This is a genomic window from Ignavibacteria bacterium (assembly GCA_016707005.1).
Lineage (GTDB): Bacteria > Bacteroidota > Ignavibacteria > Kapaibacteriales > Kapaibacteriaceae > UBA10438.
This window is the reverse complement of record JADJIQ010000001.1, coordinates 308,080-330,413: the sequence shown is the minus strand read 5'-3', so window position 1 is coordinate 330,413 and position 22,334 is coordinate 308,080. Positions and strand designations below refer to the sequence as shown.

Below are 22,334 nucleotides of genomic sequence, written 5' to 3'. Positions count from 1 at the left end.
ATCTAGCAGACTAACATTCTAGCACTCTAACTACGGCAGTCGCGCACCCAGCTTTACTTCCCAGAGGCGCTGATATCGAGTGATGTTGCCCGTGGTGTTCACTGAGCGGGATACATCGAGCATGAAGTATCGCATGGCGTCTGCGTCTGAGAGGACCGTGAACGGCAACGAGATCGTGATGGTACTGTTCCCGGCAAAGTCGCTGATCTGACCTGTGAGGCGATAGCTCACATCGCTGAAGAGCTGACCTGAAACCGTGAGGCGGGCCTGCGAGATATCCGGAACCGATATCGATCTGGGTACTTTGTACAATGCCCCCTATTCCGCTTAGAAGATCACCGAGGGCGCTTGTTGCTGCGGCAGAAAATGCAGCGTTCACTTCACCGACCAAGTTGCCTTGACCACTTGAAGTGAGCTCGTCCTGGGTCTTCCCTACGAGGATGAGCATCAAGGCATCGCCCGTGATCTTCGCAGAGTCTCCCTCTTGCTTACGGTCACTACGGTAAACCGACCAACGAGCTATAGGCTTTTGTTTGGTTCCCGTGATGGCAATCTCAACGCGGAAGTCTTCTGTCTTGCCACTTTCCAATGTTCTCCGGTCCTTGTATACGGCCTTGAGATCCAAAGTTGGATCCGTCATCCCGCCCGATGTGAAGTCCAAGGTTCCACTTGCCACAAATGGCTTATAGAATTTGTACGTGGATGTACCGTCCTTCACGCGAACCTTTCCGCGAAGATTCGTTGAGCCGTCAACAAAACGTCCGGTAAAGTTCAATGGGATCTTCTGGTCTACCTGTTCGAGGTCTGCAATGAGGATCTCAAACATTCCAAAGACCATGGTCATGAGTGTGCGACCCTTGAGGTAGATGTCGAGATCATAACGAAGGATATCAACGAACGATGCCGTTGTGCTCTTCACGATGTTCTCGATAGCGTCGGCAACAGGGTGACGTCCGCTCTTGTCCAACGATGAGTCCGACGCTATACGTTCCTTCCGCGCTTGATCCAACACTGAGTTGAAGCGCTTATTGGTATCTGTGGCGCGGTTATACTCAAACGCTGTATATCGTTGCCTCGTGGAAGACCTTTCTTGCGGAAAGATGATATCCGTGTAGAGAACGTTGATATCGCCTTCAAGAACGGGCGCATCAAGCTTACCATAAAAATGGATCGGCTTCTTGCCTGTAGCAATGATGATATCTCCAAAGATCTTCGGACTTCTGGCCTGTGAGGCCTTATTCATCACCATCACACCAGGTGAACGAAGAGTGAAATCGAGACTTTCCACAGCTAGGCCATTGAAAACCACGAGCCCCTTTGCATAGGCAATGCCGTTCTTTCTGTCGCGGTCCAGGTTCCGGACGATCACTGTATCAAGGTGAAGGTTCGAACCTTCGAGATGAAGTACTCCGTCCGCGTTGTAGATGATATTCGTAGCGGACGACAAGAAGCTGGCATTCTTGAAGCGGGCGTTTCCGCCAAGGTCGATCTTATCCGGAGTTGTTCCCTTCACAGTGATGATGCCATCGGCCACTCCTTGTAGTCGTTCGATGGCCGGAAGAAAGGGCTCGATGGTGGCCAAAGCGAGTTTATTAGCACGCATCTCGATATCGATCGGACGTTGGTCAACAAGTCTCTCCTTCACATCGCGAAGTCCGAGGTCAAGGGGCAGATGTTTCACAACAAGATCAAGGGTCTTCGTCTCGGTTTTGAGTGCCGGATTGGAGATCGTAAGGAAGCCTGTTACATCACGATTCTCGTGATGGAGCGCGGTGGCGAGTGTACCAATGAGTTCGCCGTTGTATCGAACGCCGATGGCATCGATCTCGAGATCCATCACTGGCGCCTCCCATGGACCATTTATCCGGGCTGTAAGCTCTCGAACCATACCATCGACAAGTCGTACGGGATGACCGTCTGAAAGGTCTACGAAACGCGGAATGCTGGCGAGGTTGAAGTTCTGAACAACTACTGTTAGGTTTTCAAAACGCTCAAGAGAGAACCGACCATTCGCAACGACTACTTCTGCGTCTTGTCGCTGAACGGCGAGATCACTAACGCGGAAGTTGCCTTCATGCAACGTTATCCCAGAAGCATGCAAGGAACGCCACTCCAGGCCACGTGCTGCGTCAACGATCGCATGAAGAGAGTCGACCGTGAGATTGGCTGAATCGGCGTAGAACTGACCGTAGAGACCAACACCTGCGGTGATCTCATTCACTTCTGCTCTACCGCGCAGTCGAATCGAATCTCCTCGAGCAGACATGTCGATGATCGGCTTCTTAATGCGGATAGAATTCACGGTCAGCATCGAATCGATGCGCCCTTTCACCGTGAGTTCGATCAATCGAGGCGATGTTGCTACATCGGCAAGACGGGTTGTGGTTGAGAGGTGAACCTTGTCACTCACTACACGCGTTGAGTCTGTCTGTATGATCAGGTCTTCAACATCCAGTGTGTCGACGTCGAGGAACATACTGTCAACTGAACACATGATCCGTCCACGAACTCGGGCAGATGCGGACAACGTAACACTATCCATCAGGACATTCAGCGGGGAGGCATCTCGAAGAATAATGTTGAATGTTGCCTCCAATGGCTTCACCGGCGACCCAAGATGTTCAACATATCCAGAGCTTGGATAGAAGTACCGAATGCGTTGCTTCACGGCATCGAACGTGTTATCAACGGCGGTTCCAAAAGCACTGATCAGGTTCGACGGTTGAAAGGTCCCATGTACTTCACCCGACATAAACGGAGCTTCAATTGTGACCTTCTTACTCTCCCCTGTCTTGGTGATCGACGCGCGAACTGAAAAAGGAAGGAGCGCCCGGTCATCGAGTGAGAATTCATCGATCTCAGCATTGACATTGCCAATGAGACTGTCGAGTTCGATCCCTTCTGCATCAATGTCCACCCTTCCCGTGAAGCGTGTTGGCAAGGATGTTGATTCGAGGAGCGAGGCAAGATTGATGGCAGAGAATTCAAGATGTCCATTGTATCGAGGATGGCTTGCATCAGCAACATCGATCACCCCGCTGTACCCAACCAATCGATCATCTGGTGTGAGCGCATATTCATCTATGCTGTCGAGACGGAACGGAGTGAGGTCTGCGAACAACGTATCAACACGTAACTCGCCAGCTCCATTGGCTTGGAGCATGAGTCGGGCACGACGGACAGGACGATGAGCCACAATACTCCTGTCGAGCTCGATCTGATACGCCCCCTCAAGATCCTGCAGCGTTACACCCCTACCATTGAGCAGAACTCTACCATTAAGCATCGTTGCAACAGAAGAGTCTCCAAAAACAGAGAGGTCTCCTTGCTTGATCGCCATGTCCACTTCATAGCCAAGTCTCTTCGTGGCGAGGAAGAGTTTCATCTCTCCGTCAACACGGCCGGGTCTATCCGCCCCATGAACTTCGAACCAGAGGGAATCTGCAGGGTGTCCGCGAAGATGAACTCGCTCGATGGTTGTTGTACCTAGGAATGTCAACTCAGGAAGTGGTACGAAACGAAGTCTGCGCCGAACATCGGCATATCGGGCATGTGACTCGTGCACATTGATGTCTACGCCGAGGTGATCCGGATCATCAAGGGCCGTGAGATGAACAGACCCTTTCACGTGGCCGTCTCCTGCACGAAGGTCAATATCATCGATGTTGAAGTTCGCTCCGGCGAACACGGCATTAGCCTTTAGGCCATACGAATCGAGAATGTCTACATCGGGCACAACGAAGTGTACATCAGGACCATAGACACGGTCTGCCTCGATCGATCCAACGATAGGATGGAGAGCAAGGATCGAGTCATTGATCCCATCGCGCAAAACATCGTGACCATCAATACGAGCACGCAGCACCAACTCCGTACGCACAAGCTTCAGCGCCAACGTCTGCAGATCCATACTCTTGGGCGTGATCCGTGCAGTCATCGTCATCTCACGCACGTCGATAGTACGGATGAACTCGTCATAGAACGACAGGTGGTTGATCGCAATTGTATAATCGCGATCCATCAGTGCAAGCCGAACAGCTGCACGAAGTTCAAATGCCCTCAAGGAGAGATGCAGCGGATCGAACACAGATCCATCACCCCGTTGCGTGGTGCGGTCATCTATGATCACCGACCCTTCTGTGATCGAGATGCCCCGTACTCGAATCGAAAGGTTGGGAGGGGGCGATGTAGTTGTGTCGGCGGACGGCTTTGCGATGCGCGATACATTCCAGACGCTGTCCTTGCTTTGGATGACAGCGATGCGTGGACGGATGAGTTCTACTCGATTAACGGCCAACGTTCTACCGAACAATGCCGCGAGATCGTAGGCTACTGAGAGTCGATCAGCTTCGAGGACCGTTGTCCCGTTAGCGTACAACTGTGGATGTTCTAGGACAAGACCGCGGAAGATGTCGAGATGGACATCATCACAGGCAACCTTCCCTTCAAGCTGACCATTCAGCAGATCCAAGACCTGCTTTCTCATGAATGACCGGGCCATGTCTGTCTGCGCGATCAGGACGATGAGGCCGGCAAGAATGATGGCGGTACCGGTTAAACGGTAGATCCAACGAAACGTAAAGACCGCAGCTCGACGCCACCATGGGCGACGAACTGCGGTCTCTTCAGATGTCGTTGGTACGTCGGTCATTCACCCTGCGCTTTAGAATATCTAGCCTGACCCGAGGCATCATGGAGAAGTTCCACATGGCACCACATCTTACCCTTACTTGTTACCTCGTTGAGCAACTCAATAACGTCCGTGCGAGTAACGGAACCGTCTGCCATGTAGCGACACCGGAACTGATCTACGAGCAGAATATCCGGAGTAGGTCCGGGCCACACCTTTGTTCCACGATTGGAGAGCATACGAAGTGTAAATGGACCAACAGACTCTGGCATAGCAGGAAGACCGCCTCGATGCTCAACGAATACATCGGCACCGCGCAACGTCCACTCTTCATTGATCACCTCAGGAGCATGGAAGGCCGGGGTCACAGTGGCAACCGGCGTGATATCCACGTCATGGTTCGGATGTAGCCTGGCGATCACAGCATCTGTGAATTCTTTTGTCGATGCTGAACCACCAAGGTCACGAGTCTTGACCCCTGCGGCCAAGGTTGCGGTGAGAGCATCTTGGATCATCTCTGCGTGTCCGATATGGCCCATGTATTGGAGCATTTGAACACCCGAGAGAAGAATAGCTGTTGGATTGGCAAGCCCCTTCCCTGCGATATCCGGTGCCGATCCATGAACGGCTTCGAACACCGCGCAATTCCTTCCGATGTTACCACCAGGAGCAACACCAAGGCCACCCACGATACCAGCACAAAGGTCGGAGACGATATCGCCGTAGAGATTTGGAAGAACGAGCACGTCAAACTGTTCCGGACGCGACACCAGTTGCATACAGCAGTTGTCAACGATGATGTCGTTGGCTTCAATATCTGTGTACTCGGCAGCCACCTGACGGAACACTTCGAGGAAGAGTCCGTCCGTGATCTTCATGATGTTCGCCTTGTGTACGCAGGTAACCTTCTTGCGGCCGAGCTTGCGTGCCTCTTCGAAGGCATAGCGTATCACAGCCATGGAGCCTTGACGTGTAATGAGCTTCAGGCACTGCGCCACGTTGGGCGTTTGGAACTGTTCGATCCCCGCATAGAGGTCCTCAACATTCTCACGAATGATGAGGATGTCCACTCCGTCGAAGCGCGTCTCTACAGCAGGCATGGACTTCGCCAGACGGACATTCGCATAGAGCTCAAGTCCCTTGCGGATGGTGACGTTCACGCTCTTATGACCACCACCCACCGGCGTTGTTGTAGGCCCCTTCAGCGCGATCTTGTTCTTTGTGATACTATCAAATGTTTCAGGGGGCACACCATTCCCGAACTTCTCGATCGCCTCCAAGCCTGCGATGGCCTTTTCCCATGTCACCGGAACCTTAGCTGCAGCAAAGACCGCCACAACACTCTCACAGATCTCTGGACCAATCCCATCACCTTCGATCAACGTAATCGTCTTCATTGTTCCTCATTGATTTTTATTTGTTAGATCGCCTCTTCGCCCCTTCGCCCCTTCGCCCCTTCGCCTCTTCGCCTCTTCGCCTCTTCGCCTCTTCGCCTCTTCTCTTACACCATCTCCACCACAACGGCTGAGGCTTCTCCGCCGCCGATGCACAAGGTTGCAAGACCGTACTTCTTACCCTGACGCTTCAGTGAATACAGCAGCGTGGTAAGGATACGAGCGCCGCTGGCGCCGATCGGGTGACCAAGGGCAACGGCGCCGCCCTGCACGTTGATCTTTTCGCGTGGGATACCGAGTTGCTGTTTCGCGACAAGAGCAACAACAGCGAAAGCTTCGTTGATCTCAAAGAGGTCGATATCATCGAGCTTGAGACCAGCCTTAGCAACAACGTTCTTGATCGCTTCCACTGGTGACGTGGTGAACCACATCGGATCCTGAGCGAAGGATGCTTGAGCGATGATGCGTGCCATCGGCTCGCAGTCGTGTACGGTAAGAGCTGCTTCAGATGCGAGAACAATTGCTGCTGCACCGTCATTGATCGACGATGAACTGGCGGCTGTTACTGTACCGTCTTTCTTGAAGGCCGGCTTGAGTGTTTTGAGCTTGTCGAAGTTCACCTTCATCGGCTCTTCGTCGGTATCAACGATCACGTCACCCTTACGTCCGGTAACCGTGACCGGAACGATCTCATCCGAGAACCAACCATTCTTCTGTGCTTCCTGTGCTCGCTGATACGATTCGATCGTGTATTCATCCTGCATATCACGGCTGAGGTTACATTCCGAGGCACAAAGCTCTGCGGCGTCTCCCATTCCGGTTTGATTGTACACATCCCACAGACCATCCCATTGCATCAGGTCCACCATGCGGGCGTTGCCGAATTTGACGCCCTTACGCGAATCGAGCATTGCATGAGGAGCATTGGTCATGGATTCCTGTCCGCCGGCGACCACGATCTGAGCATCTCCGCAACGAATGGCTTGGTCGCCCAACATCACTGCCTTCAGACCCGAACCACAGACCTTATTAATGGTCATAGCAGGAACGGACTTTGGAAGACCAGAGAAGATTGTTGCCTGGCGCGCCGGCGCTTGGCCAACACCGCCTGTGAGAACATTGCCCATGATCACCTCGCTGATGACGTCAGGGCTGATCTTTGCCCGTTCAACGGCGGCCTTGATAGCGATGGCACCGAGTTGCGGTGCACTGAGGTCGCTCAGAGATCCAAGAAGAGATCCGATAGGGGTGCGGGCGGCAGAGACGATGTAGGTCATAGGGGTTACGGGGTTACGGGGTTACGGGGTTACGGGGTTACGATTACAGCCAACAAAAATACCACAGAATTGGGCTTGTAGGCGTGTGAACCAGCATGGTCCCTCATCGTGCACCAGCCGGCAGAAAGTTGTAGGTAGCGGAGACACGCACAGATGCCGGGACGGCTGGCATGCCAATTATGGGAATGGTGCCTCCCACGGTGAGAGCAACTCGGCCAACATACCCAAGACCGATCTCCGGAATCACACTCACCCACAGCAGGTCCTCAAAGTCCGTGTACATCCCACAGCGCATTCGAAGCACGAAGAAGCTGCTCATGTCCAGGCCAATCGAGAAGCCCCCTATCCCCCGATCGGCATGTTGGTATTCAGCACATACCCGATACCCCATGATGCCGTAGAATCCGTGTCCCGAGTTGAGGCTCCCGGAAATGATGCCCGCTTCCATCCCATACCACGTGCGCCCATCGACATGATGGACCAACGCACTAATGGTTGGCATGGCATACGTTCGACCAAGCAGGTACACAACCTCGGACTCCGGTACACCGCGAGGACGGATCACCCATTGTTGTGTAGTGCGCCACCTATTCACAACAGACAGTCCAGCACGAGCGAGGTCTTGATTCGTTGAATCGCTTCGATCCCATCGAATGGGGATATCGATGGTAGCCGTATCCATCCACGTGTAGAACACCGCTACGCGCTCATTGTAACGGCGGGACCACATACGAACGACCTCACCGATGGTGAGACACGAAGTTCCTGGGTTTGTATGTGAACTCAAGAGGGCACTATCGGTTACGTTCAGGATCGGTCGAACGTAGGAGACTTCCTCGTGCACGGCGATCAGACCAAACCGCGAGGACAGAACGTTCACGAGCGAGTCGCAGATCCTTGCCCGGTCCATCGTTGCTGGAACTACAAGGTCGAGATCATACAGCGTGTCAGTACTCTCTGCATGCGCCACATTCGTCACCTCGGCCTCAGGCTGCAAGAATTCGATCACGGCACGCAGGACTGAAGATCCGTTCGCGCGCCGCACCCAGCACCGCTTTCCCTTATCAGCTCCTCCAGCTACTGCACCTCCTGATCCAGGGGATGACGCACGTAGCTCCATGGAACACCGACGAACATCGACGGTGTTTATCGGCAAAGATGGATCCGGGGGGACGATACCTTGTTCTACCCAACGGTCGATCACGTAACCGATCGTTGAGTCGGCCTCCACGTGCCACACATTGACGCCAGATTCGTTGTAGGCGGCCACGATGGCGGGGCCGGTAGGTAGTGACCAGAGGAGACCGGGAATGTGTTGGTAATCCCGGACGTGGCTCCACGACCCTGGAAGCGTGGTGATCTGACGGGTAAGCTCCATACCGCTGATCGAACTCCAGACGCACAGAACCTCCACATTGGGTGAGGGAGACTTTGCCTGCCATACCATGACGGCGTTGGCAACCTCCCTAGAGTTGCCATACTCGCGCATATGAATCACCACAAGCCTTCTTGAACGAAGGGCATCTTTGGGACCAGCGCTTGGCACCACCCACTCTACTTGATCCACCAACCATGCGAGAGATTCCGGGCATGTCGATCTGTCCGGCCCGTCAGCACGCGCCAAAGTCACGAGGCTAAAGAGCACCAACAAGCCACAAAGAGGCTGCTTCATGGGTATGAATTTAGGGGGCTGTGGAGAACTCAGCGGAGTTTTCTACCGACGATTCAAACGATGTCCTTATTTTTATAGACTTTATTGATTACATCCTCCCAAGCCCCCTTCAACGAGAACATCATGAACAAGGGTCGTATCGTTCAGGTCATCGGACCAGTCATCGACGTCGAATTCGGCGATGGCCATATTCCAGCCGTACTTAACGCACTCACGGTCGATCGTACATCGATCGAAACAGGCAAGGCAGAGGTCCTCGTCTGTGAAGTGCAGCAGCACCTTGGTGAAGATCGCGTTCGTGCGATCTCCATCGACTCCACTGACGGCCTTGTCCGCGGAATGGAAGTCGTTGACACAGGCGCACCGATCTCCGTTCCGGTAGGACCAGGCGTTCTAGGAAGATTGATCAATGTGATCGGTGATGGGATCGACAACAAGGGCCCGATCGCAAGCGAAAAACGTTGGTCCATTCACCGTTCTGCTCCGAATTTCGCAACGCTCTCAACACAGAAGGAGATGTTCGAAACAGGCATCAAGGTGATCGACCTCATTGAGCCGTTCACAAAGGGTGGCAAAACAGGTCTCTTCGGTGGTGCGGGTGTTGGCAAGACCGTTATCATCCAGGAGCTCATTCACAACATCGCAAAGCAGCACGGCGGTTACTCCGTGTTTGCCGGTGTTGGTGAGCGTACTCGTGAAGGAAATGACCTTTACCTCGAAATGACAGAGTCCGGCGTTATCGACAAGACAGCACTTGTATTCGGTCAGATGAACGAACCACCGGGAGCTCGTGCTCGTGTTGCTCTTACGGCACTTACAATGGCCGAGTACTTCCGTGACGAAGAAGGTCGGGACGTTCTTCTCTTCGTTGACAACATCTTCCGCTTCACACAGGCCGGTTCTGAAGTATCGGCCCTTCTCGGTCGTATGCCTTCTGCCGTAGGTTACCAGCCAACGTTGGCAACGGAAATGGGCGCCCTCCAAGAACGTATCGCCTCAACGGATCGCGGTTCCATCACGTCTGTGCAAGCTGTGTACGTTCCTGCTGATGACCTTACTGACCCAGCACCTGCCAACACCTTCAGCCACCTTGATGCTACTACGGTTCTCAGCCGTCAGATCGCAGAGCTTGGTATCTATCCAGCTGTGGATCCACTCGATTCCACCTCACGGATCCTTGACCCGCTGATCATCGGTGAGCTCCACTACAACACGGCAACACGCGTGAAGAAGATCCTTCAGACCTACAAGGACCTTCAGGACATCATCTCGATCCTCGGTATGGATGAACTTTCTGATGAAGACAAGTTGACGGTGTACCGTGCTCGCAAGATCCAACGATTCTTCTCCCAGCCATTCCACGTAGCCGAGCAGTTCACCGGCTTCCCTGGTCGCTACGTAAAGATCAACGACACCATCGCTGGCTTCAAGGCCATCCTTGATGGAGACGTGGATGATGTGCCGGAAGGCTACTTCAGCTATAAGGGCACGCTCGACGAAGTATTGGAAGCCTACAAGAAGTCGCAGAACTAATATGTCTGAACACATCCTCAACGTCAGCGTTGTTACCCCGCGCGCAACGGCCTACGAAGGCACAGCACTCGCTGTAAGCGTACCGGGATCACAAAGCCCCTTCCAAATCCTTTATAATCACGCACCGATCATCTCTTCGTTGGATATCGGCGTGCTGAAGATCGAGGATGAGAAGAACCACGTGTCGTACTTCGCAGCACGCGAAGGGTTCATTGAAGTTCTCAAGAACAACGTGAATATCGTTGTACAAGACATCCTTCAGGCCAAGGACATCGATGTTGCCAGCGCAGAAAATGATCTTGCATCGTCACGCGCCAAGGCAGATTCAGATCCTGACAGAAATGCACGCGAACTCGCTCGCAAAGAATTGCATTGGGCCGAGGCACGGATCCGCGCCGCACGATTGCAGGCGGAGTAGCGAATAGCGAATAGCGAACAGCGAATAGCGAATAGCGAATAGCGAATAGCGAATAGCGAATAGCAAATAGTGAATAGCGAATGGTTGATGGTGACCTTTGATTCACTATTCGCTATTCGCTATTCGCTATTCTGAATTCGCTATTCGCTGTTCATTTGGCTATTTTTGCCTATGGCACTCGAAAAGATCCTCAGCGAAGGCATCACATTTGATGATGTACTTCTAGTTCCGCGGTATTCGGAGACACTCCCCCGCGACGCAGATACCTCAGCCTTTCTTACGCGCAACATCAAGCTTCGGATACCGATCATCAGCGCTGCGATGGATACGGTAACCGAGTCGTCGATGTCCATTGCGCTCGCTCGTGAAGGGGGCCTGGGGATCATCCATAAGAACATGTCGATCGAACGCCAGGCAGAGGAAGTGGACCGTGTGAAGCGCTCAGAGAGCGGCATGATCCGTAAGCCTATCACCATGCGTCGAGAGAACACGGTGCGTGATGCACAGGATCTGATGGCCAAGTACAAGGTCTCGGGATTCCCAGTGATCGATAGTGAGAACCGGCTTGTAGGGATCGTTACCAATCGCGATATGCGATTTGCACTCAATAGTGATGAACCCGTTGCCAACATCATGACAAGCGAAGGTCTCATCACTGCATCGATCGGGACAACACTCGAAGATGCTGAGCGCATTCTTCATCAGCATCGTATCGAGAAGCTCCCCATCGTTGATGCCTCGGGAGTACTTGTTGGGTTGATGACCGTAAAGGACATTTCAAAGAAGCAGAAATATCCGAAGGCAGCCAAGGACGATCAAGGTCGCCTGCTCGTTGGTGCCGGACTCGGCATTGCCGTTGACACGATGGACCGGGTGGCGGCACTTGTTGATGCAGGAGTTGACGTTGTTGTGGTTGACACAGCACATGGCCATACAAAGGGTGTGATCACGATGGTAAGCGCCATCAAGGGTCGCTACTCATCTTTGAGCGTGATCGCCGGCAACATCGGCACAGGTGAAGCAGCACAAGCGCTCATCGATGCCGGTGCAGATGCGGTCAAGGTTGGTATCGGCCCCGGCTCTATCTGCACTACACGTGTAGTGGCCGGTGTTGGCGTTCCTCAGATCACCGCCGTGATGAATGTTGCCGAGGTTGCGTCACGCTCGAATACCCCCGTGATCGCCGATGGCGGCATCAAGCAGACCGGTGATGTAGCCAAGGCCATCGCTGCCGGTGCAGACACCGTGATGGTTGGCGGTATGCTTGCCGGTCATGAAGAGTCTCCGGGAGAGAAAGTGCTCCTTGAGGGCCGTGCCTACAAGATGTATCGCGGCATGGGTTCACTTGGTGCCATGAACCAAGGGTCCGCTGATCGGTACTTCCAAGATGTAGAAGACGAGATCGCAAAGCTCGTTCCGGAAGGTATTGAAGGCCGCGTGCCATATAAAGGAAATGTGGCCGACACAATCTATCAACTCGTTGGCGGTCTCCGAGCAGCAATGGGATACTGTGGCTGTTCAACGATCGAAGACATGAAACGTGATGCACGGTTCGTCCGTATGACATCTGCCGGACTGCGCGAGTCGCACCCGCATGACATCATCATCACAAAAGAATCACCGAACTATAACACCCGCTGAACATGGCTACATCCGCCCAAACCAACACAGCGAAACTGCGCATTGCCGCACTTCGCGCTGCAATGAAGGTCAACAAGCTTGATGCATACGTGGTCTCGCATGTGCCAAGCCTGCGCTACCTCTTTGGCTTTTCGGGATCAACGGCACTAGCCATTGTCACCGGAAGAAAGGCCTACTTCTTCACCAATGATCTCTACGAAGTACAGGTTCGCAAGGAACTGATCAAGGTCGACGGTCTTGAAGTGATCATCGATCGCGATTCCTGGGGAACCGTGGCAAAGAAGGGGCTGGCCAAGACCTGGAAGTCCGTTGGCTTTGATCCTACAAAACACTCCGTGGCTTCACACAAGGTGATGAAGAAGGCGCTCGGTAGCGCAAAACTCGTAGAGACGTCAAACATCGTTGAGAACATCACACGAGTGAAGAGTACGGCCGAGATCAAAAGTATCAGCCATGCTGCTCAGATAGCAAGTACGGCCTACGAACGCATGTTGGGAATTCTCAAGCCGGGAATGACCGAACAACAGGTCTCTACCTTCCTCGCCTCTACAACGCGTGAGCTCGGCTCTGAAAAGGATGCTTTCGACATCATCGTGGTAGCAGGGGTACGCAGTGCCATGCCCCATGGCAGAGCAAGTTCTGCCGTCATCAAGAGTGGCGACGTGGTAACCGTGGACTTTGGTTGCTGCGTCAACGGCTTGTATAGCGACATGACCCGCACCTTCTGCGTTGGCACGCCGGGCAAGAAGGTCATGGAGGTCTTCGGTGTGCTCTATGATGCACACATGACGGCCTTAGATGCAGCCGTAAGCGGCGTTGGAGCAGCGGAACTCGACAAAGCAGCACGCACGGTTATTGAGCGTGCCGGCTACGGAGAGTATTTCCGTCATTCCCTTGGCCATGGACTTGGGTACGAAGTACACGAGAATCCGCGCGTTTCTTCTGCGAACAAGGGAGAGACCATTCCATCCAATTGTGTGATCACGATCGAGCCCGGGATCTATCTGCCGGGCAAGTTCGGCATGCGTATCGAAGATGATGTGGTTGTGACGCCGAACGGCCCGCAGATCCTTACAACCGCCCCGCGCGAACTTGTGATCGTGTAAGGAGTAATGGCACAACATTCTGTCCTCGTCTTCGCGTATTATTTCCCGCCGATGGGATTGAGCGGCGTTCAGCGCGTCTCAAAATTCGTCAAATACCTTCCCGACAACGGATGGCAACCACACGTCATCACTACGGGACCAACGGCTTACTACGCTCATGATCCGTCCCTGCTCGAAGAGCTTGAGGGACGAGACATCGTCATCCATCGTACCAGTGGAGCAGATCCGAATTCCCTCCTCAAAGGCAAGGGTACGGTGAAGATGCCGCGTGAGTGGATGCGCAAGATCATGCGTAAGGCAAGTGATACGATCTTCATTCCGGACAACAAGCGCAGTTGGGCCAAGCAGGCCTTAGCTCTAGCACGAGAACTCGTGAAGGAGCATACCTTTGATGCGATCTTTGTGAGCGGTCCCCCATTCTCTGCGATGATGGCTGCCGCTGAACTCAGTGAAGAGACAGGTATTCCGCTTGTTGTTGACTACCGCGACCTCTGGTATGGAAATCAGTTTCATTTCTATCCAACACCGTGGCATGCACATCGGCATCAAGCATTGGAGCACGACGTGCTTACGCATGCATCACGTGTGACCGTTACCAATCGCAGACTCAAAGAGCGACTGATCGCAACGTATAACCACCTCAACTTTGAGGATGTGGTGATCCTTCCGCACGGGTTCGATCCCGAGGATATTCCTGCTCCGCCCCCTACCAAGCGCAATGATGGCGTATTTCGATTGACCTATGCAGGCATCTTCTACGATGTTGTAACACCGATACCATTCTTCAAAGCTGTCAAGAAGGTGATGTCGGAACGCAAGGACGTGCCGATCGAACTCCACTTTGCGGGACTACTGCGCGAGGAATACAGCAAGGCCGCTAAAAAACTCGGGCTCTCAGACGTGATCCATGATCATGGATATTGCGCCCACGAAGAATCTGTGAAGCTACTCATGGAAAGTGATGTATTGTGGATGATGGTAGGCAATACACGGAATGCAGACACCATCTCCAGTGCCAAACTGTACGAGTACTTCGGCACGAGAAAACCCCTTCTGGTAAGCGTCCCCAACGGAGCACTCAGGAAAGACGCCGAGCGCTACGGTGCTTCATGGATCACAGACCCGGATGATGTTGAGGCGATCGCGCTTTGCATCAATGAAATGATCGATGCATGGAAGAAGGGGGCTCTCCCCCGCCCGGATGAGTCCGTCGTTGAACAGTTCAACCGTACAACCCTCACGAGTCAGCTCGCACGCCAGCTCGCCCTCAGCACCCGCGTAATGTAACGCACCAGCGTCCCATCTTCAGTCCCATCTTACGTCCCATCTTACGCCTTCACCCGGTCCCGTAAGATCTCGGCGATGTCCTTCACCTGCACTGAATCAACCTTTTCCGCGGCCTTTACGCCGTCGGTGATCATCGTTGTGCAGAATGGACAGTTCACGGCTATTGTCTGAGCGCCAGTTCCCAGAAGTTCATTCGTCCGAACTTCATTCACGCGGTCTCCCACGTGTTCCTCCATGAACATACGTCCCCCACCTGCGCCGCAGCAGAGACCGCGATCCTTCGATCTTGCAGGTTCGAGCACTGTAAGGCCCGGCACATTTTCCAGAGTAGCCCTAGGAGCCTCATATTCGTCGTTGTAGCGACCCAAGTAGCACGAGTCATGATAGGTCACAGCTTCGGCAGAAGCCTTCGTACGATCGATCACAAGACGACCCGTTTCGATCAGCTCCTGAATGAACTGTGTATGGTGCAGGATCTCCGCTGAAAAGCCGAACTGTGGGTATTCGTTTTTGAGGGTGTTGAAGCAATGTGGGCACGTGGCCACGATCTTCTGCACATCGTAGCGCTGGAAGGTCTCTACGTTTGTCTTTGTGAGCATATCGGCCAAATACTCATTGCCGGTCCTGCGTGCCACATCACCGGTGCAGTTTTCCTCCGTACCCAGGATGCGGAAGTCCACTCCGGCGATCTGCATGAGTTCGGCGAAGGCCTTTGTGGTCTTCTTTGCGCGTTCGTCATAGGATCCGGCACATCCGACCCAGAACAGTACCTCCATCGACGGGTCTTCTGCGGCCGTTTTGATGCCCATCCCTTCGGCCCAGTTTGCGCGGTCTGCCTGACCAAACCCGCCCCAGGGAACGGAATTCGTCTCCATGTTCCCGTAGATGTCCGGCAACAACGCCGACTCATCGTTGAATTGGGATTCCATCATCACCATCGACCTGCGCATTCCAACGATGGCCGGGACGTGTTCGATGTTCACCGGACATTCCTGCATACACGCACCGCATGTGGTACATGCCCAAAGAGCATCTGGATCTACATAGTCACCAATGAGCTTCTTATCCCAAACGGCCTGTTCATCCGGAGAAAGTTCGCCCCCTGCTTCTTTCTTCAGGATAAGGGGCGCCTTGTCTACGGTACGGTCGTGAATGGCAACAATGATGCCGCGCGGGTCGAGAACCTTGCCCGTTTGATTGGCCGGACAGACGCTTGTGCAGCGTCCGCAATGGGTACACGTATATCCGTCGAGCAACGACTTCCACGACAGATCTTCAATGTCCACTACGCCGAACTTCTCAACACCTTCAGCCTCAAAATCGATCTTCTCCATGCTGTTCGTTGGAGAAAGGGGTCCTAGAAAGACATTCGGAATGGACGTAAGAACGTGGAGGTGTTTAGAGAACGGGAGGTAGTTCATGAAGGCCAGGATGAGAACGGCGTGCATCCACCAGGTTACCTCAAAAACAACCCCGCTCGCATCACCGAGCACGCCATGAAGCATAGCGCCAAACGGACGTCCAACAGGGCGAACAGCCCAGGAGAAGTCCTCGCCGAACACATGAAGTCTGAGCGAGTTCTGGATAAAGAGGGCAGTTACGATCGAGAAGATCGTAAGCAGGATCATGCCTGCTTCCACCTTTTCGTGTTCAACTTGGAGTCGGCGAACCTTGGTCACATACCTGCGCCAGAGTGACATCATCGTGCCAACGATGATCAGCAGGCAGAAGATGTCCGTGAGGATCGTTATTACCGAGTAGACTGGACCAAGGAAGTTGAATGACCAACCTTCATGGAATCCTTCGAGAACCATTTCCAGCGCGGAGAACAGCAGGATCAAGAAGCCCCAGAAGATCATCGCGTGGATCGGTCCGGCCACGCGGTCTCGCAGGATCTTGCTTTGGCCAAAGCCAACAACAAGTGTTGTGCGGATGCGTTCGCCGATGTGGCTGAATCGATCATCGGCCTTTCCTACCCGCAACCACGCGATCAGGCGCATCGCACTACGAAGGAAGAAGCCCCCTGCCATGAGCAGGACGATGACGAAAATGATGTTCTTGATGTCCATGTTGTATTCCCTTGCTTCCAGCGAAGATACCAAACGCTAACTTTGCAGTCTCGATCACAATGGAGACTCCATGAGTCAGCAGGTAAGTGCCGAAGTTGCGATAGCAGCCATTCAGTCCGGACACCGGATCTATCTTCATAGCGTGGCAGCTGCGCCCCAGACTCTGATCAAGGAGATGGTCCGTCAGGCAGCTCGGTTGCAGGATGTAGAGATCATTCATCTCCACACAGAGGGACCTGCTCCGTATGCGGAGCCACAGTATGCCAATAGCTTCCGGGTGAACTGTCTGTTCATCGGCGGGAACATGCGCAAGGCCGTACAAGAAGGTCGTGCAGACTATACACCAGTCTTTCTCTCCGAGATCCCACACCTGTTTCGCAGCAACATTCTCGACATCGATGTTGCATTGATCAACGTCTCGCCCCCTGACAAACATGGGTTCTGCTCACTCGGAGTTACGGTTGAGGCAGCGCATGAAGCACTCCTTTCGGCTGAGATCGTGATCGCTCAGATCAATCCCAACATGCCGCGTACGCATGGAGATGCCTTGGTTCACATGAACCGACTTACGTACATGGTTGAAGTGGATGATCCGATCTTTGAGGTACAGCCGCCGGAGCTGGGAGAGGTGGAGCAAGCCATCGGACGTCACGTTGCATCCCTTGTTGATGATGGGGCTACCCTGCAAATGGGCATTGGCGCTATTCCCGACGCTGTTCTTCACGAACTTCACGGACACAAGGACCTTGGCGTTCATACAGAGATGTTCAGTGATGGTCTGATCCCTCTCCTTGAGAAGGGCGTTGTGAATGGAAGACGTAAAACGGTACACCCGAACAAGATCGTGGCAACGTTTGTGATGGGAACCAAGAAGGTGTACGAGTTCATCGATGATAATCCGATGGTGGCCATGCTTGATGTGGCCTACGTGAACAACCCAACGGTGATCCAACGGAATCCCAAGATGACGGCGATCAACAGCGCCATCGAAGTGGATCTCAGTGGCCAGGTCTGTGCTGATTCGATCGGAACGGCCCCCTACTCAGGCGTCGGTGGTCAGGTAGATTTCATGCGGGGTTCTGCATTATCGAGAGGCGGCAAACCGATCATCGCACTTCCCTCACGAACGGCAAAGGGTGTGAGTCGCATTGCAACGATCTTGAAGCCCGGTGCAGGAGTGGTTACCTCAAGAGCGCATGTGCACTATGTGGTAACAGAACACGGCATCGCCTATCTTCATGGAAAGACACTTCGAGAACGTGCGGAGACGCTGATCCACATCGCACATCCCGACGAACGGGAACGCCTCGCACGAGAGGCACGCGACCAATGGAAGGTGTCGGTTCGGATCTGACCAATACCATGAAAACACCTACCCTCATTGCATTGTGCACCCTCGCGGGTGGAATGTCAAACGTGCTTGCACAGCCAGCGATACCCGCTCCATTCATGGTTGATGTGCTGTCATTCCGAAGCGTCGTGAACCCCGCCATGACACGGGTCGATGTCTATGTATCCGTGCCCTATGAGTCATTGCAGTTCTCCGAGTACAACGGCACGATGGTTGGAGAGTACTCCGTTACAACTACCGTTCGCGATACAGCCGGCAGAAAGCTGTTCGATTCAACGTATAAGCGGAGCGTGGTTGAGGACGATTATGCCGTTGCGCGGGGGAAGACCGGAAAAGCAGACAATGCTGTTCGACGATATGAGCTTCGACCGGGTACATATCGCATTGAAATCATTGCACGCGACGTGTTTGGACGACGCGATCATACTGTTACACGGAAGATCGTTGTCCCCTCTCTGGCAACAGGGTCAACGAACATGAGCTCCGTGATGCTAGCAAGTGACATTGAACAGCGCGGTGATCGATTCTCCATTGTGCCCTATGTTGGAGACATCGTGTGGTCGAACGAGGTATCCCTATTCGCCTTTGTAGAGATCTACCTCAAGGATGTGCCCACGAAGGGTCTCCTCGCATGGACCATCGAAGCTACAGACGGACGTATGCTTGCATCCGGAACGGGAGAGCCCTTTATCGCCGAGAGGAACGTCATACAGTCCTTTGTACCACTCACAACACCACCACGAATGATCCCAGGCACGTATTCGTTGCGACTGCGGCTTCACCCGGTGGGTGGTTCCGAGGTTGCAGATACGAACATCGTTCTTGCGGAGCGCACACGACCGTATGTGGTCCCGCGCTCTATGACTGGGGCAGTCCTCAGTGACGTTACAAAGGCAATCAAGCAGTTGATCTATGTAGCCGACCAGAGCGACATCGATGTGATCCAAGGCGGAGCAACGGAGATAGAACGACTCACGAGATTTGAAGACTACTGGAAGAAACTCGATCCCACGTCATCAACAGTACGAAACGAGGCTCTAGAAGAATATTACTCTCGCATTGAGCAGGCCAATCGCAGGTTCAAGTCCTATACAGAGGGATGGCTCACGGATATGGGGCGAGTATATATCATCTACGGTGAACCGATGAACACAGAGAGATTCACGGCACAGAACGGAGTCTCCATTGTTACGAGGTGGCTATACCCAAACAACTTGTCGTTCACGTTCGAAGACAATACAGGATTTGGCGACTATCGACTACGCACGCCGCTTCCGGCAAACGCTAAGTATAGTTATCGCAGATAGCGGAGCTGCTCCGATCCTAGAATAGAAAAAGAAACGGCGTCTCGCCAAAAGCGAGACGGCCGTTATTGTTTTTACGCGAATGGTTAGCGCACTACAACCACTGTAAGGACAGCACGATCAGCTCCGTTTGTCGCTACGATCGAGTATGTACCTGACGTGAGAGTTGAGGAAGCGATCGAGACCGTTTCCGTGCCGTTCACAGCGCCGTCAAACAGCGTCGAAACCGTACGTCCCGCTGCATCAACAACTGTTACGGTCACGTTTCCGTTCGATGTGAGACGAACAGCGGAGTTGTCGGCAACAGGGTTGGCTCCGACAAGCGAGAGTCCGATGGCACCGGTTTCGCTGACAACTTCTGTTTCAACACTTGTAACAGTGCTCGAACCACGAAGCTGAACAGTTGGAGCATCAGCTGCATTTGAAACAAAGGCAAGAACAGCACCGAAGATCGTCTTCTTGGACGTAGGTGCAAAGGTGACCTTCACAACATGTGTTGCACCGGCTGCAACCTTGATCGGTACGCCATTCACAATCCCGCCACCTGTGATATCGAACGACATTGCATCTGCACCCGTAAGAGCGTAGTCTGTGATGTTCAGTTCAGAATTACCGGTGTTGGTAAGTGTGAAGGACATTTCCTTTGAAGCATCAACTTCAACAGCGCCGAAGTTGAGCGTGCTGAGGCTTACAGCGATCTTTGGAGCGGCAGCATCAGTTCCAAGCAACCAGTCAATGACCTTTTCTGTGAGTGCATTGCGAGACGCAGTAGCAGCGATGATCTCGGAACCAACCGAACCGTAGACAAGACGTCCACCATAGGTAGGCTCTACACGAACCATAGCCACATTGTTTTGGTTGTTGTCGTAATACAGCACCGGCTTGGCCTTGGAGCCCGACGTGAGCTTGATGATGTCCGTGCCAAGAGCGTAGTACGGATAGTCTTGCGTTGCTGCATTGCCCGTGAATGTGATACCGCCACCGATCGGATCACCCGTAACGCCCTTTACAGGGAACTGGATGAGTGACGTTGGGTTACCATTTGCATCGAAGTTTGCACGGAATTCGAACTTGCTGAGGTCAATACCGGCAACTGTCCGATACCAAACACGTGTTGGATCGAATGCTGCATTTGTGGAATAACGGTCGAATGCAGCGTACATACCTGCTTGCGACTGGATCCAAATGCCCTTCTTTGCCTTGAGAAGGTTTTCGATTTCTGTCAGTGTTGTTCCGCGCAGGTTCAGCCAGTATGCATCAAATGCAAAGATCGCTGCATCGAATTCACTTGATGGGTAGTTCGTGAGGATCTCTGTTGAATATGGCATATAGACCACATCCTTGAGATACTTGGCAGATGATTGAGCGGCGATCTGCGTCAGCGGAGCACCTTCATTACCAAGACCGTAATAGTTCACAACCTTACCGCCATTGACGAGGTAATACACGTTCGGTACCATGCCGCCAAGGCCATCCGTAGCGGCCAAGGAGGTTCCGATCGATACAAACACCGAACGATCCGGTCCTGTGACCTTGAGTTCAGTTGTAGCCGTGCCATTCCCTGGAATGGTCACCGTTGCTGGCACGATCTCTGCAGCCATGCCGATCTGAGCAAGAGCTTCAGAATTGCTAACTGTGAGGTCAACCGTCACAGGCTCGGATCCACTGTTGTTCAGGGCGATCGTCTTTGTGTCTGTGGAACCGCGGTCTACGCGCTCGTAGATACCGGAGAGGTTCGCCGTTGCCTTGGATCCTTCGAAATAATCGAAGGCGTTCGGTGTGGCATTCGTTACCGAAGCACCAGCCTGAATGATCTCGAGCGAAGCATCATCTTGGATGAATGCGATGCCGTAGAGATTGGTCTTATTCCATGTAAGATCACTGCCCACTGCCGGTGTGAACGTATAGGTCTTCGTTTCACCTGCAGCTTGTGTGATCGCCGTGCCGGCAGCATCCGGATACATGAACATCATGATATCACCGAATGTGCGCTCACCATTGCTGTTTGGCAACGTAGAAGGCAGGTTAGCGATCGTTACCGAACGCTGGATGGTTGAGAAGAAGAGGTGAGCACCTGAAAGAGCACGGTCTGTCTTGACCGTTACTTCGATCTTGCCGCCAACTTGCTTCACATCGATCTTGGCCATCGACGTAGGAGGGATCTGCGAGACAAGATTGTTGATCGCAGCTACACCAGCAGTTGGATTGATGTTCATCGTACCACCAACACGCAGATACGGAATACCGGAGATCCCATAGAGATCGTGGCGGACCTGTGGATGATTACCATTCATCACGTTCCATGGATCGCCCGGAGCAGGGTAATTCATGTGATAGCGCACAGAGATGATATCATTCTCAAGCTTCACAACAGCTTCGATATACGGAGCTGCTTGAGCACATGGAGGACATGTAGCGCTTGTGAATTGTTCGAGCAATTTGATGCGCTTATATGCACCTGTGAATTGGGCATTAGCAGCACCCGCAGATACAAGCACCAATAAGGCGGCAAGTATGAGCGAACGGAAGAGTGAACCAGAACTCATGCATGGTCCTTTCGGGGAACGAAAAAAGGAAAGTTGTACAGTTAGAATCAAGGTCATCAGAGGTTCCAAGCCCTAAATATAGGATTCATCGGAACACGCTGAGCAT

At 53.1% G+C, this 22,334-nt stretch carries 13 protein-coding genes; 7 read left to right on the top strand and 6 right to left on the bottom strand.

The features are described from left to right. Positions 1–10: 10 nt before the first annotated feature. From IPI29_01445 to IPI29_01430, 4 genes are all read right to left on the bottom strand, one after another. On the bottom strand, positions 11–4,651 hold the full coding sequence (locus tag IPI29_01445) for a translocation/assembly module TamB domain-containing protein (protein ID MBK7411206.1): 4,641 nt from the start codon (positions 4,649–4,651) through the stop codon (positions 11–13). Beyond that, positions 4,648–6,027 (bottom strand): NADP-dependent isocitrate dehydrogenase, encoded by a 1,380-nt coding sequence (locus IPI29_01440; GenBank protein ID MBK7411205.1) that lies wholly within the window; start codon positions 6,025–6,027, stop codon positions 4,648–4,650. The genes IPI29_01445 and IPI29_01440 overlap by 4 nt, the downstream gene beginning before the upstream one ends. Positions 6,028–6,131: 104 nt before the next feature. Beyond that, positions 6,132–7,301: a thiolase family protein gene (locus IPI29_01435; protein MBK7411204.1), complete on the bottom strand. Its 1,170-nt coding sequence runs from the start codon at positions 7,299–7,301 to the stop codon at positions 6,132–6,134. A 103-nt stretch (positions 7,302–7,404) separates the two neighbouring features. Continuing rightward, complete coding sequence (locus tag IPI29_01430) at positions 7,405–8,973, bottom strand: hypothetical protein (protein ID MBK7411203.1); 1,569 nt, start codon at positions 8,971–8,973, stop codon at positions 7,405–7,407. A gap of 123 nt (positions 8,974–9,096) precedes the next feature. On the opposite strand from IPI29_01430, the gene atpD reads away from it, so the two are divergent. The 5 genes from atpD to IPI29_01405 all read left to right on the top strand — a co-directional run bounded on the left by atpD (position 9,097) and on the right by IPI29_01405 (position 14,958). Continuing rightward, entirely contained in the window at positions 9,097–10,506 is a 1,410-nt protein-coding gene (gene atpD / locus IPI29_01425; protein ID MBK7411202.1) for a F0F1 ATP synthase subunit beta, read from the top strand. A 1-nt stretch (position 10,507) separates the two neighbouring features. After that, positions 10,508–10,924, top strand: coding sequence for an ATP synthase F1 subunit epsilon (gene atpC / locus IPI29_01420; protein ID MBK7411201.1), 417 nt, complete (start codon positions 10,508–10,510; stop codon positions 10,922–10,924). Positions 10,925–11,095: 171 nt separating this feature from the next. Further along, complete coding sequence (gene guaB, locus IPI29_01415) at positions 11,096–12,565, top strand: IMP dehydrogenase (GenBank protein ID MBK7411200.1); 1,470 nt, start codon at positions 11,096–11,098, stop codon at positions 12,563–12,565. 2 nt (positions 12,566–12,567) lie between these two features. Further along, the gene (locus tag IPI29_01410; GenBank protein ID MBK7411199.1) at positions 12,568–13,671 is read left to right on the top strand and encodes an aminopeptidase P family protein; all 1,104 of its coding nucleotides are present in this window, start codon (positions 12,568–12,570) and stop codon (positions 13,669–13,671) included. Positions 13,672–13,677: 6 nt separating this feature from the next. Beyond that, positions 13,678–14,958 carry a glycosyltransferase gene (locus IPI29_01405; GenBank protein MBK7411198.1) on the top strand — a complete coding sequence of 427 codons (1,281 nt, stop codon included), beginning with the start codon at positions 13,678–13,680 and terminating at the stop codon, positions 14,956–14,958. 41 nt (positions 14,959–14,999) lie between these two features. On the opposite strand, the gene IPI29_01400 is transcribed toward IPI29_01405, so the two are convergent. Continuing rightward, a complete protein-coding gene (locus IPI29_01400) occupies positions 15,000–17,027 on the bottom strand; it encodes a 4Fe-4S dicluster domain-containing protein (GenBank protein MBK7411197.1) in 2,028 nt (675 codons plus the stop codon). A gap of 70 nt (positions 17,028–17,097) precedes the next feature. Here IPI29_01400 and IPI29_01395 point away from each other — a divergent pair, with 70 nt between their 5' ends. Together IPI29_01395 and IPI29_01390 are read left to right on the top strand one after the other, a co-directional pair. Then, complete coding sequence (locus tag IPI29_01395; protein ID MBK7411196.1) at positions 17,098–18,381, top strand: acetyl-CoA hydrolase/transferase family protein; 1,284 nt, start codon at positions 17,098–17,100, stop codon at positions 18,379–18,381. 8 nt (positions 18,382–18,389) lie between these two features. Beyond that, positions 18,390–19,685 (top strand): GWxTD domain-containing protein, encoded by a 1,296-nt coding sequence (locus IPI29_01390; protein MBK7411195.1) that lies wholly within the window; start codon positions 18,390–18,392, stop codon positions 19,683–19,685. 83 nt (positions 19,686–19,768) lie between these two features. Here IPI29_01390 and IPI29_01385 read toward each other — a convergent pair whose 3' ends face one another. Continuing rightward, on the bottom strand, positions 19,769–22,228 hold the full coding sequence (locus IPI29_01385) for a choice-of-anchor D domain-containing protein (GenBank protein ID MBK7411194.1): 2,460 nt from the start codon (positions 22,226–22,228) through the stop codon (positions 19,769–19,771). Between the last annotated feature and the right edge of the window lie 106 nt (positions 22,229–22,334).

Excerpts from the sequence above, each read along its gene's own strand:
- IPI29_01445 (MBK7411206.1), bottom strand. The coding sequence starts at position 4,651 with ATGACCGACGTACCAACGACATCTGAAGAGACCGCAGTTCGTCGCCCA.
- IPI29_01440 (MBK7411205.1), bottom strand. The coding sequence starts at position 6,027 with ATGAAGACGATTACGTTGATCGAAGGTGATGGGATTGGTCCAGAGATC.
- IPI29_01435 (MBK7411204.1), bottom strand. The coding sequence starts at position 7,301 with ATGACCTACATCGTCTCTGCCGCCCGCACCCCTATCGGATCTCTTCTT.
- IPI29_01430 (MBK7411203.1), bottom strand. The coding sequence starts at position 8,973 with ATGAAGCAGCCTCTTTGTGGCTTGTTGGTGCTCTTTAGCCTCGTGACT.
- atpD (MBK7411202.1), top strand. The coding sequence starts at position 9,097 with ATGAACAAGGGTCGTATCGTTCAGGTCATCGGACCAGTCATCGACGTC.
- atpC (MBK7411201.1), top strand. The coding sequence starts at position 10,508 with ATGTCTGAACACATCCTCAACGTCAGCGTTGTTACCCCGCGCGCAACG.
- guaB (MBK7411200.1), top strand. The coding sequence starts at position 11,096 with ATGGCACTCGAAAAGATCCTCAGCGAAGGCATCACATTTGATGATGTA.
- IPI29_01410 (MBK7411199.1), top strand. The coding sequence starts at position 12,568 with ATGGCTACATCCGCCCAAACCAACACAGCGAAACTGCGCATTGCCGCA.
- IPI29_01405 (MBK7411198.1), top strand. The coding sequence starts at position 13,678 with ATGGCACAACATTCTGTCCTCGTCTTCGCGTATTATTTCCCGCCGATG.
- IPI29_01400 (MBK7411197.1), bottom strand. The coding sequence starts at position 17,027 with ATGGACATCAAGAACATCATTTTCGTCATCGTCCTGCTCATGGCAGGG.
- IPI29_01395 (MBK7411196.1), top strand. The coding sequence starts at position 17,098 with ATGAGTCAGCAGGTAAGTGCCGAAGTTGCGATAGCAGCCATTCAGTCC.
- IPI29_01390 (MBK7411195.1), top strand. The coding sequence starts at position 18,390 with ATGAAAACACCTACCCTCATTGCATTGTGCACCCTCGCGGGTGGAATG.
- IPI29_01385 (MBK7411194.1), bottom strand. The coding sequence starts at position 22,228 with ATGAGTTCTGGTTCACTCTTCCGTTCGCTCATACTTGCCGCCTTATTG.